14 protein-coding genes are annotated in these 15,667 nt (G+C 63.8%); 11 read left to right on the forward strand and 3 right to left on the reverse strand.

Translation table 11 applies throughout. The annotated features are described in order from the left end of the window. Positions 1 to 173: 173 nt before the first annotated feature. Positions 174 to 1,946 (reverse strand): methyl-accepting chemotaxis protein, encoded by a 1,773-nt coding sequence (locus NKG99_RS18060; protein WP_352870048.1) that lies wholly within the window; start codon positions 1,944 to 1,946, stop codon positions 174 to 176. A gap of 257 nt (positions 1,947 to 2,203) precedes the next feature. Here NKG99_RS18060 and NKG99_RS18065 point away from each other — a divergent pair, with 257 nt between their 5' ends. Beyond that, complete coding sequence (locus tag NKG99_RS18065; protein WP_352870049.1) at positions 2,204 to 3,097, forward strand: D-alanyl-D-alanine carboxypeptidase family protein; 894 nt, start codon at positions 2,204 to 2,206, stop codon at positions 3,095 to 3,097. Between the two features lie 361 nt (positions 3,098 to 3,458). Here the strand turns inward: NKG99_RS18065 and NKG99_RS18070 are convergent, their stop codons facing one another. Next, positions 3,459 to 4,091 carry an HAD family hydrolase gene (locus NKG99_RS18070; RefSeq protein WP_352870050.1) on the reverse strand — a complete coding sequence of 211 codons (633 nt, stop codon included), beginning with the start codon at positions 4,089 to 4,091 and terminating at the stop codon, positions 3,459 to 3,461. Positions 4,092 to 4,346: 255 nt separating this feature from the next. On the opposite strand from NKG99_RS18070, the gene NKG99_RS18075 reads away from it, so the two are divergent. After that, a complete protein-coding gene (locus NKG99_RS18075) occupies positions 4,347 to 5,306 on the forward strand; it encodes a sugar-binding transcriptional regulator (RefSeq protein WP_352870051.1) in 960 nt (319 codons plus the stop codon). Between the two features lie 40 nt (positions 5,307 to 5,346). On the opposite strand, the gene NKG99_RS18080 is transcribed toward NKG99_RS18075, so the two are convergent. Beyond that, a complete protein-coding gene (locus tag NKG99_RS18080) occupies positions 5,347 to 5,532 on the reverse strand; it encodes a hypothetical protein (RefSeq protein ID WP_352870133.1) in 186 nt (61 codons plus the stop codon). A gap of 110 nt (positions 5,533 to 5,642) precedes the next feature. Here NKG99_RS18080 and gcvA point away from each other — a divergent pair, with 110 nt between their 5' ends. From gcvA to NKG99_RS18125, 9 genes are all read left to right on the forward strand, one after another. Beyond that, on the forward strand, positions 5,643 to 6,548 hold the full coding sequence (gene gcvA / locus NKG99_RS18085) for a transcriptional regulator GcvA (RefSeq protein WP_352870052.1): 906 nt from the start codon (positions 5,643 to 5,645) through the stop codon (positions 6,546 to 6,548). A 225-nt stretch (positions 6,549 to 6,773) separates the two neighbouring features. After that, positions 6,774 to 8,084 carry an ABC transporter substrate-binding protein gene (locus tag NKG99_RS18090; RefSeq protein ID WP_352870053.1) on the forward strand — a complete coding sequence of 437 codons (1,311 nt, stop codon included), beginning with the start codon at positions 6,774 to 6,776 and terminating at the stop codon, positions 8,082 to 8,084. 124 nt (positions 8,085 to 8,208) lie between these two features. After that, on the forward strand, positions 8,209 to 9,081 hold the full coding sequence (locus tag NKG99_RS18095; protein WP_013528414.1) for a carbohydrate ABC transporter permease: 873 nt from the start codon (positions 8,209 to 8,211) through the stop codon (positions 9,079 to 9,081). Between the two features lie 11 nt (positions 9,082 to 9,092). Beyond that, the gene (locus NKG99_RS18100; RefSeq protein WP_352870054.1) at positions 9,093 to 9,917 is read left to right on the forward strand and encodes a carbohydrate ABC transporter permease; all 825 of its coding nucleotides are present in this window, start codon (positions 9,093 to 9,095) and stop codon (positions 9,915 to 9,917) included. Positions 9,918 to 9,967: 50 nt separating this feature from the next. Beyond that, entirely contained in the window at positions 9,968 to 10,966 is a 999-nt protein-coding gene (locus NKG99_RS18105; protein WP_352870055.1) for an ABC transporter ATP-binding protein, read from the forward strand. 2 nt (positions 10,967 to 10,968) lie between these two features. Then, the gene (locus NKG99_RS18110; protein ID WP_352870056.1) at positions 10,969 to 11,739 is read left to right on the forward strand and encodes an L-iditol 2-dehydrogenase; all 771 of its coding nucleotides are present in this window, start codon (positions 10,969 to 10,971) and stop codon (positions 11,737 to 11,739) included. Positions 11,740 to 11,898: 159 nt separating this feature from the next. Beyond that, complete coding sequence (locus NKG99_RS18115) at positions 11,899 to 13,377, forward strand: mannitol dehydrogenase family protein (protein WP_352870057.1); 1,479 nt, start codon at positions 11,899 to 11,901, stop codon at positions 13,375 to 13,377. Positions 13,378 to 13,391: 14 nt separating this feature from the next. After that, positions 13,392 to 14,075 (forward strand): HAD family hydrolase, encoded by a 684-nt coding sequence (locus NKG99_RS18120; protein WP_352870058.1) that lies wholly within the window; start codon positions 13,392 to 13,394, stop codon positions 14,073 to 14,075. After that, positions 14,072 to 15,658, forward strand: coding sequence for an FGGY-family carbohydrate kinase (locus NKG99_RS18125; RefSeq protein WP_352870059.1), 1,587 nt, complete (start codon positions 14,072 to 14,074; stop codon positions 15,656 to 15,658). The genes NKG99_RS18120 and NKG99_RS18125 overlap by 4 nt, the downstream gene beginning before the upstream one ends. The last annotated feature ends 9 nt before the right edge of the window (positions 15,659 to 15,667 follow it).

Here is a 15,667-nt window from a genome sequence, read left to right on the forward strand (position 1 = left end):
CTTTTGTGTGTCATTCGCTCGCCGGCGCCGGCGGCGGGGGGGGGGGGGGGGGGGCGGCGGGGGGGGGGGCGCGGTGGCGGGGGGGGGGGGGGGGCCCCCCGCGCCTACGAGCACCCCCACCCCGCTCCGCTTCGCGGATCGACCCTCCCCACAAGGGGAGGGTGAAGGAGATCCTACCGCCGCTTGTACACCCGCATCGGCGACTTGGTGCCGTCGGTGTAGGTGACCTGCACCGACATCGACGTCACGCTGTCGGCGACCTTGAAATAGCCCCTGGCGTCGTAAGGGATGGCGTAGGGGTCCTTCTTGTCGCAAGGCGGTATCTCGAGCGATTTGTCGAGCGCGGCACCGTCCAGGCTGTAATGCACCTCCTTGATGGCGCAGCGGTAGGACAGCATCTGGGTGAAATAGACCAGGCCGTGATTGCCGCCGGAGTCGAAGGCGATCCACGAGGTCCAGAACTGGTCGAGGATCTGCTTGTCGCCTTGCTGCAGCGCTGTGTCCGGGTCGAAACGGATGTCGAACGGGCCGGTCTCGCGGCCCCTGATGTCGAGATATTTGATCGCGATGATCCCGGCCACGGTGCTGTCGGGCATCTCGAAGCTCGGATTGGCCATCGGCTTGCCGGTCGTCTGGTCGTTCATCGCCAGGAAACCGGTGTCGGTGAACGGGCCGGTCTCGCCCATGCGCCACGAGATGGCGGTCGCCGGCTCCGGCAGCGAGATGGTCATCGACCAGCCCTGGTTCGAGCGCATCGGCGTCAGCGAAGGCACGAAGCGGGCGGGATCGAGCACATCGCCAAGTGCTGCCAGCCGGCTGCGGCTGCGGTCCAGCCAGTCGGCGAGCTGCGTCTGGTCGACGAAATATTTGAGCAGCCCGCCATCCTTCTCGTAGGATACGAATTTGGTCAGCGCCTTGGCCTCGTTGCGCTTGTCGGCCAGCGTCTGTGCGCCGAGGCGGTCCTCCGAAAACTCCTGCGCCAGCAGGAAATAAGCCGGCGCGAAATCCGCATGGGCCGCGATGAAGGCGTTGAGCTTGTCGGGGCGCTGGGCGTCGTCGAACTGCTGGATATGCACCAGCTTGATCGACAGCGCCTTGCCCTTGTCGGCAAGCGCGCCGAACACTTCGCGCGCGCCGGCCTTGCCGTCCTGCACCCGAAGCAGCGTGGCAAAGCGCGTGTAGGGGTCGATGGCGTCGACATCGAAACCGGCAAAGGCGAGGTAGGAGCGCCGCGCGTTGAGCATGTCGCCGGAGAGCTCGTAGACGCGGGCATTGTGGTAGAACTCGTCCGGCCGCTTCGGCTCGGCGATCGCCCCGCCTTGCGCGGCAAGGGCGGCAAAGCCCTTGGCGATGGTGTCGATCGAGGCGGCGATCTGCTGCGTCGTCGCCTGCAGCGTCTCGGTCTGCTTCTTCACCTCATCGGTGGTCTTCTGCACTTCCGCCGTCTGCCGCGTCTGCTGCTGCTGGGCGGAGGCGATCTCATCGGTCTTCTTCACCACCGTGTCGGTCGACTGCTTGACCGCTTCGACCGTCTTCTGCGTCTGCGTGACCGTCTGCTCGATCTTGGCCACCTTGGCCGAAACGATGCCCATCGACTGCTGCAGTCCGGCGATGGCCGGCACCAGGCTGGCGATCACCCCGTTCTGTGCGTTGGTTTGCTGTTGCAGGCCATAGACGCCGCCGGCGACGGCGGCAGCACTTGTGGCGAAGATCAAGGCCGGCAGCGCCTTGGCCGCCAGCACCAGCCTGAGCACGATGGCAATGGCGATGATGACGGCCGCGACCGAGGCCACCAGCGCGATATAGGCGGCGAACGGCGCCAGTGGATTGAGGATGTCGGAAGCCGCACCTCCGATAAAGGCGACGCTGCCGGCCCATTTGCCGGTGCGGCTGAGCGATGCCCTGATAAGCGAGGGTGCTACGGCCCCGGCCCCGATATTCGTCATGCCAAGCCCCCAAGCCACCAGATACCACGACTTCCCACGGGAAACGCCGTCTTGGCAAGGAAAGACACCGGAAACAGGCCATTTCGGGGCGAATGGCAAGCCTGGGTTCCTCTCCCCCCTCCGCGAGGGCGAGGAATCAAGTCCTGCGAGGCCTCGACAATCCTGGGACTGTCAGCCATTAACCAAATGGACGCAGCTGACGCGTTACGTTAGCTTCGCCTTATCTCAGCAACAGCTTGACCCGAACAGACTTGCCCTTGCCCCACCTGCGTCCCCTTCCGCTCATCCAGAGAGTTTTTGCGGTCCTTGGCCTGTTGCTGCTGCTTGCCGGCTGCACGACCGTGACGCCGCCGGACGCCGTATTGGCGGTACCGGCGCCGCCGCAGAAATACGCCGCCATCGTCGTCGACGCCGGGACCGGCAAGCAGCTGTTCGAGGTCAATTCGACGGCGCAGCGCTATCCGGCCTCGCTGACCAAGATGATGACGCTGTATCTGCTGTTCGAGGCGCTGGACGCCGGCCGCCTCACCAAGGAAACGCAGATCCCGGTTTCGGACCATGCCGCCTCGCAACCGCCGACCAAGATGCGCTTCCGGCGCGGCGAGAGCATCGACGTCGATTCCGCGATCCGCGCCATCGTCGTCAAATCGGCCAACGACGTGGCGGTCGCCGTCGGCGAATATCTCGGCGGCTCGGAGGATCAATTCGCCGCCATGATGACGTCCAAGGCGCGCCAGCTCGGCATGACCAGCACCTTGTTCCGCAACGCGTCCGGCCTGCCCGACGGTGGCCAGATGACGACCGCGCGCGACATGGCCGTGCTCGGCATGGCGCTGCATCGGCGGTTTCCCCAGCAGTTCCACTATTTCTCCGAAAGCGACTTCATGTTCCGCGGCAGGCTGGTGCGTGGCCACAACGACATGCTCGGCCGCGTGCGCGGCGTCGACGGCATCAAGACCGGCTACATCAGGGCCTCGGGCTTCAACATCGTCACCTCCTACAACGCCGACGGCCGCAACCTGATCGTGGTGGTGATGGGCGCCGACAGCGCCCGCCAGCGCAACGACCATGTCGAAGCGCTGATCCAGCGGAGTTTGTCGCCTGCGATGGCCGACACCAAGACCAGGCTGATGTTCGCCGAGCAGCAGTGATCCGCAGCGCGATTTGCGCCCGGCTGGCCCCGGCTGCCAGGGCAATCGCTTCAGGTTTCGAACCATCTCCCCTTCGGGCGTTGATGCCGCCCCTCACCTGCCTGCCGGCATCCTCTCCCCGTATAGGGACCTATCGGATTCACACATCTTTCTGCGGCGGCTAAAGAAACGTGAAATCAAAGACTTAAGTGAGGGCGATGTCGTCATGATCCCTTGGCGGCGCTAGGATGCAGGCGTTGAAAATGCTGGCATTTTTGACCTACCGTCCATGAGCGGAAAGAGATGTGTGAATGCCATAGTATAGTGACGGGGAGAAAGACGCTGTGATCGTGAGGGGCGACGCCTGCGCCTGCGGGCGCGCTCAGAGTCCCAACTGGGCGCGCAATTCCTCGGCGCTGTTGATGACGACGGCGCTGGGCGGTCCTTCCATCGGCCTTTCCGGCCAGAAGATCGTCTTCATGCCCGCCGCCAGCCCCGCCATGGCGCCCGGCCAGCTGTCGTCGATAGCGACGGCGTGCGCGGGGTCGACATCGGCCAGATACGCGGCGCGCAGGAACGGTTCGGCATGCGGCTTGCCTTCGCGCACATCGTTGCGGCTGACCGTCTTCATGCCGGGGTAGATGAGACCGACCATGCTCAGATTGGCGTCGACGATCATCCGGTCCGAATTCGACACCACCGCTTGCGCCACGCCCTTTGCCCGCAGTTCGGTGAATATCTCGATCGCGCCGGGGCGCGGCTTCAAGCCTTCGACCAGCGGCAGATAGTGGTCGTATTTGCGCACGATCCAGTCATCGAAAGGCAAGTCCAGGCCGAACTCGTCGCGCATCATCTCGTAGACCGGCCAGGCGGCGACGCCGAGCACGCGCTCATGCAGATTATCAGGCGGCATGAGGCCGACACTGCGCATCGCGGCCATCAGGGCGGCCTCGTGCAGCGGTTCGCTGTCGACCAGCGTGCCGTCCATATCCCAGAAAACCGCTTTCGGTGTCATGCAGCGCTCCTTTTTGCGATCCATTAAAGCGTTTGCGCCGGGAGATAAACCTTCGGGACCGAAGAACGTGCCGCCGGTCGGGACGGCAACCGCGCTTCTTTGCCTGATGCCGGCATTGCCGGAAGTGGAAATTCTGGCTGTCTGCGCCGACAATTGGCAAGCAATTGCCCTAGAGATTGACAATTGCGCAGCAGGCCGTTCCCTGCGAAAGTAGGCGTGGACCGCTCTGAAACCGGCGGTCGTGGGAGGCAGGACGTGAATACCCGGCAGGATGGTGGCAGCAACAGGCTGGATGACGCGGCGCGCGCCGGCTGGCTTTATTATGTTGCCGGCAACACGCAGGACCAGATCGCCGCCACGCTCGGCATTTCGCGGCAGACGGCGCAGCGGCTGGTATCGCTGGCCGTGTCGGGGGGATTGATCAAGGTACGCGTCGACCATCCGATCGCCAACTGCCTCGATCTCGCGTCACGGCTGAGATCCCGCTTCGCGCTCGATCTGGTCGAAGTGGTGCCGAGCGATCCCAATTCATCCTCCACCACGATCGGCATCGCCGAGGCGGCTGCCGCCGAGATCGAGCGGCGGCTGCGGTCTCCGACGCCGATCGTCATGGCGATCGGCACCGGCCGCACGCTGAAGGCGGCGATCGAGCAGTTGCCGCCGATGGAATGCCCGCAGCACAAGGTGGTGTCGCTGACGGGCAACATCTCGCCTGACGGCTCGGCCGCTTTCTACAACGTCATCTTCACCATGGCCGACAGGGTGAAGGCGCGATCCTTCCCGATGCCGCTGCCGGTCATCGCCTCTTCGCCGGAGGAGCGCGAGATGCTGCTCAACCAGCCGATGATCCAGCCGACGCTGGCGCTGGCGGCCGAAGCCGACGTCACCTTCATCGGCATTGGCGACCTCGGTCCCAAGGCGCCGCTCTACGTGGACGGCTTCATCTCGGAAAGCGAGTTGAAGGCGCTGCAGAAGGCCGGCGGTATCGCCGAGATCGTCGGCTGGGTGTTCGATCGCGAAGGCCGCATGATCGAGGGCATCACCAACGACCGTGTGTCATCGGCTTCACTGCCGTCGCGCGAAAAATCGCTGGTCATCGCATTGGCCATGGGCGAACGAAAGCTGCCGGGCATCCTGGCGGCCGCCAACCGACGGCTGATCAACGGCCTCATCACCGATGAACGGACCGCTGCCGCGCTGCTGGCCAGCATCTGACCGGAGGCAACGTCGCCTGATTTGCAATAAAACAGGCACGCTACCGGTGCCGCCCGAAAGGGTCGTTGCCATCGAGGAAACCGAGGTCGCGCCGCAGATGCGGCGACAGGTCCCTGATGTCGAGATGTGCCTTCTTTTTTAACGCGAACCAGCCAAATCCGTCCGCGAGCCACGAAATCCAGCGGTGATCCGGAGCGGGAGTGCATTTTTGCTGCGCCATGGTCATGATCGTCAACCTTCGCTATCCTGAACCCGAATGACGGGTTGGCGATGAATGTCGGTCTTGCCGCCCGCCTTTGCCAATCGAACGTCGATCATGATCCATAAGGAGGCCTTATGCCGGACCTCGGCTCGCGACAGGTTTCGCAACTCCCGCCGCTGCAGGCGATCAGGGTATTCGACGCGGTGGCGCGCCATCTTTCCTTCACCAAGGCCGCCGGTGAACTCGCCATGACGCAGGCGGCGGTCAGCTATCAGATCAAGGTGCTGGAGGAACGCATCGGCGCGCCGCTGTTCCTGCGCCGGCCGCGCCAGATCGTATTGACCGAGGCCGGGCAGCGTCTGGCGCCCGCCGTCGGCGAGGCCTTCGCCATTCTTGGCCAGGCCTATGCTGCGGTGCGCGGCGGGGCCGACGGGTTGCTGTGCGTCACCACCGTGCTGACCTTCGCCTCGAACTGGCTGGCGCACCGGCTGGGGTCGTTCCAGATCGCCCATCCGGCGCTTGCCGTCCGGCTTGAGACGTCGAGCCGCCTGACGGACTTTACCCGCGAGGAAGCCGACATCGCGATCCGCTCGGGCGCCGGCAAATGGCCGGGCCTCGAAGTGCACAAGCTGTTCGATGCCGATTTCACGCCGATGCTGAGCCCCAAGCTCGCGGCAAGCATCGGCGGCGTCAAGGAACCGGCCGATCTCTTGCGGCTGCCGATCCTCGACCCTGGCGACATCTGGTGGGACGAGTGGTTTTCGGCCGCCGGCGTGCACTCGCACGATCTTGCCCGACGACCCGGCAGCAGCATGGGTGCGCAGGCCTATGAGGCCAATGCGGCAATCGCCGGCCATGGCGTGGCGATCCTGACCAGGGCGCTGTTCAAGGCGGAATTGGCGGACGGCCGCCTGATCCAGCCCTTCGACCTGGTCGGCGACGACGGTCATGCCTATTGGCTGGTCTATCCGGAGGCACGCCGCAACGTGCCGAAGATCCGTGCCTTCCGCGACTGGCTGCTGGCCGAGATCGCCTGCTGACAGGCAGGCCTCCAGCAACCGCATTCAATACCGCACGCCGTTCTGTCCGGTCGTCTGAGGTCCGGCGGGGTGCGGTTTGTCTTCGCAGTTTCCCCCCGCCCCGCATCCATCAGCCGCGCCGAGTGCTGCGCTGCAGCATCGAATCCGGCTTGACATATTTAACGCCAAGTGAGTAATTGCCCAAAGCCAAGGCAAATGCTCATCTTGGTTCAAGGGAGGAATTTGATGAAACTTCGCACGCTCACCCTGGGCTTGTTGTCGGCCAGCGCGCTCGCGTTCGCCGCGCACGCCGAATCCATCACCATCGCCACCGTCAACAATGGCGATATGGTCCGCATGCAAAAGCTGACCGATGACTTCACCAAGGCGAACCCCGACATCCAGCTCAACTGGGTTACGCTTGAAGAGAACGTGCTGCGCGAGCGCGTCACCACCGACATCGCCACCAAGGGTGGACAATATGACGTGATGACCATCGGCACCTATGAAGTTCCGATCTGGGCCAAGCAGAACTGGCTGTTGCCGCTCGACAAGCTCGGCGACGACTATGACGTCAAGGACATCATCCCGGCCATCGCCGGCGGCCTTTCGGTCGACGGCAAGCTCTATGCCGCGCCCTTCTACGGCGAAAGCTCCTTCGTCATGTACCGCAAGGACCTGATTGACAAGGCCGGGCTGAAGATGCCCGATGCGCCGACCTGGGACTTCATCAAGCAGGCCGCCGACAAGATGACCGACCGCGCCAATGGCGTGAACGGCGTGTGCCTGCGCGGCAAGGCCGGCTGGGGCGAGAACATGGCGTTCCTGACAGCAATGTCGAACTCCTTCGGCGCACGCTGGTTCGACGAGAACTGGAAGCCCCAGTTCGACCAGCCCGAATGGAAGAACACGCTGCAGTTCTATGTCGACCTGATGAAGGCCGACGGCCCCGAGGGCGCGTCCTCCAATGGCTTCAACGAGAACCTGGCGCTGTTCCAGCAGGGCAAATGCGGCATGTGGATCGACGCCACCGTCGCCGCATCTTTCGTCTCCGACCCGAAGGCATCCCAGGTCGCCGACAAGGTCGGCTATGCGCTGGCGCCCGACAATGGTCTGGGCAAGCGCGGCAACTGGCTGTGGGCCTGGTCGCTGGCCATCCCAGCCGGCACGCAGAAAGCTGATGCCGCCCAGAAGTTCGTCTCCTGGGCGACCAGCAAGCACTATGCCGAACTGGTCGCTTCGAAGGAGGGCTGGGCCAACGTTCCTCCGGGCACGCGCTCCTCGCTCTATGCCAATGCCGAGTACCAGAAGGCGGCTCCGTTCGCCAAGATGACGCTCGACTCCATCAACGCGGCCGATCCGACGCATCCCACCGTCAAGCCGGTGCCCTATGTCGGCGTCCAGTTCGTCGCCATCCCGGAGTTCCAGGGCCTTGGCACCACCGTCGGTCAGCTCTTCTCGGCGGCTCTTGCCGGCCAGTCGAGCGTCGACGACGCCCTGAAGCAGGCCCAGGACGCTGCCACCGCGACAATGACCGAAGGCGGATACATCAAGTAAGGCTCCTCCCGGTGCCGAATGCCGGTCGCCTTTTTGACCGGCAACGGCCGCCCGAGTTCTCAGTTCGGGCGGCCGCCTTTAACGCCTTTTGAAAATTCAGCCTGACCAGTGAAGGGTGACCGTCATGGCTACTCAGCAGACCCGTTCGCTTGCCCGTTTCATGATGGCGCCATCCGTGGTGCTGCTGTTCGTCTGGATGATCGTGCCGTTGGTCATCACCATCTGGTTCTCCTTCCAGCAGTACAATCCGCTCAATCCGATCCGCGACGGCTTCGTCGGCTTCTCGAACTACGCGTTGTTCTATTCCAACCCGGCCTTCCTACAATCGATCCTCAACACGCTCACCCTGGTGGTCAGCGTGCTTCTGATCACGGTGATCGGCGGCATCCTGCTGGCGCTTCTGATCGACCAGCCGATGTGGGGCCAGGGGATCGTGCGCATCCTCGTCATCTCGCCGTTCTTCGTCATGCCGCCGGTGGCCGCATTGGTCTGGAAGAACATGATCATGCACCCGCAATACGGAGTGTTCGCCGACATAGCGCGCTTCTTCGGGGCTCAGCCGATCGACTGGTTCGGGCAGCATCCGATGCTGGCCATCATCATCATCGTCGCCTGGCAATGGCTGCCCTTCGCGACGCTCATTCTCTTGACCGCGCTGCAGTCGCTCGACGGTGAGCAGAAGGAAGCCGCCGAAATGGACGGCGCCGGCTTCATCAGCCGCTTCATCTATCTGACGCTGCCGCACATGTCGCGCGCCATCACGGTCGTCATCCTGATCCAGACGATCTTCCTCCTCTCCGTCTATGCCGAGATCCTCGTCACCACCAATGGCGGCCCGGGATACGCCTCCACCAACCTGCCCTTCCTCGTCTACCAGAAGGCGCTGCTGGAGTTCAAAATCGGCCAGGCCTCCGCCGGCGGTGTGATCGCCGTCATTCTCGCCAACATCGTTGCCTTCTTCGCCATGCGCGCGGTCGGCAAGAACCTGGACAAGTAAGGGAGGATACGATGGCACGCTCAGTCACCACCCGGCACAAGACGATCGCGACAGTTGCCGCCTGGATCGTCGCGCTGCTGATCTTCTTCCCGATCCTCTATACGATCATCACCTCGTTCAAGTCGGAGCAGGAAGCCATCCAGGGTTTCAGCATCATCCCATCGGGGACGTTCGAGAGTTATTCCGAGGTTCAGGCGCAGAACGGCTACTTCAAGTTCTTCTTCAACTCGGTGCTGCTCTCGGTAGGCTCTACCATCCTGGCCCTGCTGGTCGCCATACCCGCCGCGTGGTCGATGGCCTTCTCGCCGACCAAGCGAACCAAGGACATCCTGATGTGGATGCTGTCCACGAAGATGATGCCCGCGGTTGCCGTGCTGTTTCCGATCTACCTGATCTTCCGCGACACGGGACTGCTCGACAGCCGCATCGGCCTGATGGTCATGCTGATGCTGATCAACCTGCCGATCGTGGTGTGGATGCTCTACACCTACTTCCGCGAAATCCCGGGCGAGATCCTGGAAGCGGCGCGCATGGACGGCGCATCGCTGTGGAACGAGATCATTTATGTACTCACACCGATGGCTGTGCCTGGCATCGCCTCGACCATGCTGCTCAATATCATCCTGGCCTGGAACGAGGCGTTCTGGACGATCCGGCTGACGACCACGGAAGCAGCACCCTTGACCGCCTTCATCAGCTCGTTCTCAAGCCCGCAAGGCCTGTTCTGGGCCAAGCTTTCGGCGGCCTCGACACTGGCCATCGCGCCGATCCTGATCATGGGTTGGTTCAGCCAGAAGCAGCTGGTGCGCGGCCTGACCTTTGGCGCCGTGAAGTAAGACCGCCGCAAGCAACAGACGCCGGACAATAACCCCTCGGGGAGGAAACCATGGGAAACATCACGCTCAAGAACGTCTCCAAATCCTTCGGAGCGACGTCCATCATCCCCGGCCTCGACCTGGTGATCGAAAATGGCGAGTTCGTCGTTTTCGTCGGCCCGTCCGGTTGCGGCAAGTCAACGCTGCTGCGGCTGATCGCCGGCCTGGAAGACACCAGCGGCGGCTCCATCAACATCGACGGCCGCGACGTCACCGGCGAGGCACCGGCCAAGCGGAAGCTGGCCATGGTGTTCCAGTCCTACGCGCTCTATCCGCACATGACGGTGGCCAAGAACATCGGCTTCCCGCTGAAGATGGCCGGCGAAGACAAGGCGACCATCGAAAAGAAGGTGGGAGACGCGGCGCGCGTGCTCAACCTGACCAACTACCTCGAACGCCGGCCCGGCCAGCTTTCCGGCGGCCAGCGCCAGCGCGTCGCCATCGGCCGTGCCATCGTGCGTCAGCCGACCGCGTTCCTGTTCGATGAACCCCTGTCCAACCTCGATGCAGCACTTCGCGGCACGATGCGGCTGGAGATCAGCGAGCTGCACCATCAGCTCAAGACGACCATGATCTATGTCACCCACGACCAGGTTGAAGCCATGACCATGGCCGACAAGATCGTCGTGCTGAACGCCGGCAACATCGAGCAGGTCGGCTCGCCGATGGAGCTCTACAAGACGCCGAAGAACCTGTTCGTAGCCGGCTTCATCGGCTCGCCGAAGATGAACCTGATCGAAGGCGCGCCGGCTGCCAAATACAGCGCCAAGACCATCGGCATCCGCCCCGAGCATCTGGAAATCTCGACCACGGCGGGCGACTGGAAAGCCACCGTCGGCGTTGCCGAACATCTCGGTTCCGACACGTTCTTGCACGTCCAGGCTGATGGCGTCGGGCCGCTGACGGTGCGTGCCGACGGCGAACTGGCCGTGCATCACGGCGACACCATCTACCTGACACCCGACAAGGCCAAGCTGCATCGGTTCGGCGCCGACGGGAAGGCAATCTGAGCATGCGACTGGCCGGCAAATCCGCGCTGATCACGGGCTCGGCGCGCGGCATCGGCAGGGCTTTCGCCGAAGCCTATGTCGGCGAAGGCGCCACCGTCGCCATTGCCGACATCAACCTGGAGGCTGCGCGGAAGACGGCCGCCGAGATCGGCGGCAAGGCCTATGCGGTCAAGCTCGACGTCACCGACCTCGCCTCAATCGAAGCGGCGGTGAAAGCCGTCGAGGCGAAGACCGGCGGGCTCGATATATTGATCAACAACGCCGCGCTGTTCGACCTGGCACCGATCGTCGAGATCACCAAGGCCAGCTACGACAGATTGTTTTCGGTCAACGTCGCCGGCACGCTGTTCATGCTGCAGGCGGCCGCCCGCTCGATGATCGCCGCTGGCCGGGGCGGCAGGATCATCAACATGGCGAGCCAGGCCGGTCGACGCGGCGAGGCGCTGGTCGGTGTCTATTGCGCCACCAAGGCCGCCGTCATCTCGCTGACCCAATCGGCGGGGCTCGACCTGATCAAGCACCGCATCAACGTCAACGCGATTGCCCCTGGCGTCGTCGATGGCGAGCACTGGGATCACGTCGATGCGCTGTTCGCCAAGTATGAAAACCGGCCGAAGGGCGAGAAGAAGAAACTGGTCGGCGAGGCAGTGCCGTATGGCCGCATGGGCACGGCGCAGGACCTCACCGGCATGGCGGTCTTTCTCGCCAGCGCCGACGCCGAATACATCGTCGCCCAGACCTACAATGTCGATGGCGGCCAGTGGATGAGTTAAGGCGGGGACGGCCTCTGCTCCTCGTACCTCCGCGGGGAGCAGAGGCCGACATCGGAGGGCGCATCGACCTTGGAAGACGTGCCGCCCCCTTATCCTCTCCACGCGAGAAACGGGGAGAGGGAGTAACGAAGGCCGCAGCCCGGCCAAAGGGTAAAACAGATGACCGTAAAACTCTCGTCCTCAAACCTCTCCAGTCTGCCCGCCAAGGTCGCCGGTCCGAAGTATGACCGCTCGGCGCTCAAGGCCGGCATCGTGCATTTCGGCGTCGGCAATTTCCATCGCTCGCACCAGGCCGTCTATCTCGACGATTTGTTCAATTCGGGCATCGGCCATGACTGGGCGCTGGTCGGCGCCGGAGTGTTCGAGGGCGAGAAGATCGGCCGCTCCAAGCTGGAAGAGCAGGATTGGCTGACCACGGTGGTCGAGCAGGACTCTGGCCATATGAGCGCCCGCGTGACCGGCGCCATGATCGACTTCCTGATGCCGGGCGACGCGGCCGGCATCATCGAACGGCTTTCCGACCCGGCGATCAAGATCGTTTCGCTGACGATCACCGAAGGCGGTTATTTCATCGACCCGGCCTCGGGCGTGTTCAATCCGACCCATCCCGACATCGTTGCCGACGCCCAGCCAGGCGCCACGCCGAAGACGGTGTTCGGTATCATCCTTGCCGGGCTGGTGCGCCGCCGCGACGAGGGGACGGTGCCGTTCACGGTGATGTCTTGCGACAACATTCCCCACAATGGCCATGTCACCTCCGACGGCGTCATTGGTCTGGCCCGTCTGATCGACGAGGATCTGGCGAACTGGGTCGGCGAAAAGGTAGCCTTTCCGAACGGCATGGTCGATCGCATCACGCCGGCCACCACGGACCGCGAACGCGGCATCCTGGCCAAGGATTTTGGCCTCGAGGACAACTGGCCGGTGTTCTGCGAGCCGTTCCGGCAATGGGTGCTGGAAGACCATTTCACCGATGGCCGTCCGCCGCTGGAAAAGGTCGGCGTGCAGTTCGTGAGGGATGTTGCCCCTTACGAGCTGATGAAGATCCGCATCCTCAATGGCGGTCACGCGACCATCGCCTATCCGGCCGGCCTGATGGACATCCATTTCGTCCACGAGGCGATGCAGGAGCCGCTGGTGAGCGGTTTTCTGGCCAAGCTCGAACGGAACGAAATCATCCCGACCGTGCCGCCGGTGCCGGACACGGTTTTGGAAGAATATTACCAGCTCATCGAGAGCCGCTTCTCCAATCCCAAGATCGGCGACACGGTGCGCCGGCTCTGCCTCGACGGCTCCAACCGCCAGCCGAAATTCATCATCCCGACAATCGCCGATCGCCTGAAGGCTGGGAAAAGCGTTGCCGGTCTGGCGCTGGAATCGGCGCTCTGGTGCCGTTACTGCTTCGGCACGACGGACAGCGGCGCCGTCATCGAGCCCAACGACCCGAGTTGGGACCGGTTGCGGACGACGGCAAAAGCGGCAAAGGACGCGCCTGCCGCCTGGCTTGCCATGGAGGACATCTATGGCGATGTCGGCCGCGCGACGGCGTTCGTCGAGACCTTCGCCCATGCGCTCAACGTGCTGTGGTCGAATGGCGCGCGCGCGACGCTGACACGCTACCTCGCCGGCGAGCTCTGAGACTATTCGACGTCATGACGCCTGAACTGGTCATCTTCGACTGCGATGGCGTGCTGGTCGACAGCGAGGCACTCTCCGTCTCGGCGCTGCTCGGCGTGATCAAGCTGGCCGGCGGCAACGTCAGTGAGGATGCCGCCTACGAGCATTTCCTCGGCAAGAGCATGAAGAGCGTGCGCGAGATCCTCGGCCGCGACTTCGGACTTGACGTCACCGACAGCCACCTGACCGAGATGCGCGTCGAATTGATGCGCAAATTCCGCGAGGAGCTGAAGCCGATCGCCGGCGTCAAGGAGATGCTGCCCAAGCTTGGGCTGCCGTTCTGTGTCGCGTCCTCGGGTACGCTCGACCGCATCCGTTACGCGCTCGACGTCACGGGATTGCTTGGGCTGATGGAGCCGCATCTGTTCAGCGCCGCCATGGTGGCCAAGGGAAAACCGGCGCCTGACCTGTTCCTGCATGCCGCCGCCAGCATGCGGGCGCAACCTCGCAAATGCCTCGTCGTCGAGGACAGCCCGGCCGGCATCACCGCCGCGCGGGCGGCGGGTATGCGCGTGTTTGCCTTCACCGGCGGCTCGCATGCCGGCAACCCGACATTGAAAGCGCGGCTTGCGTCGAGTGAACCGGACTTTATATTCGCTGACATGCTGCAATTGCCCGATCTGATTGCAGGCCTGGGAGCGAGAGTTAGAGCATCTTGACGAAACAATTCGTTTGCGCGGTCGATGTCGGCACCGGGAGCGCTCGCGCGGGCATTCTCGACGCCAGTGGCACCTTGCTCGGCCGCGCCGAACGGCCGATCGTCATGAACCAGCCGAAGCCCGATCACGCCGAGCATGATTCGCGCGATATCTGGTCGGCGGTCTGCGCCGCCGTGCGCGCTGCCCGCGAAAAGGCCGGCGTCGCCGCCGAGGATGTCGTCGGTATTTCCTTCGACGCCACCTGTTCGCTGGTGGTGCGAGATCGGCAAGGCGGCCAGCTGAGCGTCTCGACCACCGGCGACAGGCGCTGGGACACCATCGTCTGGCTCGACCACCGGGCCATTGCCGAGGCCGACGAATGCACGGCAAGCGGCCATGCCGTGCTCGACTATGTCGGCGGCGTCATGTCACCGGAAATGGAGACGCCGAAGCTGATGTGGCTGAAGCGGAACCTGCCCAAGACCTGGAATGAAGCCGGCTATCTATTCGACCTCACCGATTTCCTGACCTGGCAAGCGACAGGCTCGGTGGCCCGCTCGCAATGCACGCTGACCGCCAAATGGACCTATCTGGCGCATGAGGAGATGGGTTGGCGCCGTGATTTCTTCGAGCTCATCGGCCTCGACGATCTTTTCGAACATGGCAATTTGCCCGAGAGGGCCAGCCCGGTCGGCAGCGATATCGGCCAGCTGACGGCGCAGGCGGCGGCGGAGCTTGGCCTGAGCGAAAAATGCCGGGTCGGCGCCGGCGTCATAGATGCCTATGCCGGCGCGCTTGGCGTGCTCGGCGGCTTTGCCGGCGACGAACAGAATATCGGCCGGCACCTAGCTCTGATTGCCGGCACGTCGAGCTGCGTCATGGCGATGTCGCCCGATCCGCAGCCCTTCGCCGGCGTCTGGGGGCCGTATTACGGCGCGGCGCTGCCTAAGCTGTGGCTGTCGGAAGGCGGCCAGTCGGCAACCGGCGCCCTGCTCGACCACATCATTCGCTGGCACGGAGCCGGCGGCGAGCCGGATGCCGCCATGCATGCAAAGATCGCCAGGCGCGTCGCCGAGCTGCGCGCCACCGAGGGTGAAAACATTGCCGCAAGGCTGCATGTGCTGCCCGACTTCCACGGCAACCGTTCGCCGCTCGCCGATCCGCATGCCGTCGGCGTCGTCAGCGGGCTGACGCTGGACTCCTCCTTCGACAGCCTGTGCAAGCTCTACTGGCGCACCGCCGTCGGCATCGCGCTCGGCGTGCGCCACGTGCTGGAGGCGCTGAACGAGAACGGCTACCTGATCGACACGCTGCATGTTACCGGCGGCCATACCAAGAATCCGCTGTTGATGGAGCTCTATGCCGACGCCACCGGCTGCGCGGTCATCGAGCCGCTGGCCGACGAGGCGGTGCTGCTCGGCACCGGCATGGTCGCGGCAACCGCGGCCGGGCTGTTCCCCGACCTCAATGCGGCCTGTTTGGCCATGCAGCAAGGCGGCAGGACGCGTGCCTCGAACCCGAAATCAGCAGGGCGCTTCGACCGCGATTACAAGGTTTTCCTTGAGATGCACCGCCAGCGGCAGATGCTGGACGCGATCCGGTAGGTAAGTCGG

Source organism: Mesorhizobium sp. M1409 (assembly GCF_040317535.1).
Lineage (GTDB): Bacteria > Pseudomonadota > Alphaproteobacteria > Rhizobiales > Rhizobiaceae > Mesorhizobium.

Coding starts and splice junctions, on each gene's coding strand:
- NKG99_RS18060 (WP_352870048.1), bottom strand. CDS start 1,946: ATGACGAATATCGGGGCCGGGGCCGTAGCACCCTCGCTTATCAGGGCA.
- NKG99_RS18070 (WP_352870050.1), bottom strand. CDS start 4,091: ATGACACCGAAAGCGGTTTTCTGGGATATGGACGGCACGCTGGTCGAC.
- NKG99_RS18080 (WP_352870133.1), bottom strand. CDS start 5,532: ATGACCATGGCGCAGCAAAAATGCACTCCCGCTCCGGATCACCGCTGG.
- gcvA (WP_352870052.1), top strand. CDS start 5,643: ATGCCGGACCTCGGCTCGCGACAGGTTTCGCAACTCCCGCCGCTGCAG.
- NKG99_RS18090 (WP_352870053.1), top strand. CDS start 6,774: ATGAAACTTCGCACGCTCACCCTGGGCTTGTTGTCGGCCAGCGCGCTC.
- NKG99_RS18095 (WP_013528414.1), top strand. CDS start 8,209: ATGGCTACTCAGCAGACCCGTTCGCTTGCCCGTTTCATGATGGCGCCA.
- NKG99_RS18100 (WP_352870054.1), top strand. CDS start 9,093: ATGGCACGCTCAGTCACCACCCGGCACAAGACGATCGCGACAGTTGCC.
- NKG99_RS18105 (WP_352870055.1), top strand. CDS start 9,968: ATGGGAAACATCACGCTCAAGAACGTCTCCAAATCCTTCGGAGCGACG.
- NKG99_RS18110 (WP_352870056.1), top strand. CDS start 10,969: ATGCGACTGGCCGGCAAATCCGCGCTGATCACGGGCTCGGCGCGCGGC.
- NKG99_RS18115 (WP_352870057.1), top strand. CDS start 11,899: ATGACCGTAAAACTCTCGTCCTCAAACCTCTCCAGTCTGCCCGCCAAG.
- NKG99_RS18120 (WP_352870058.1), top strand. CDS start 13,392: ATGACGCCTGAACTGGTCATCTTCGACTGCGATGGCGTGCTGGTCGAC.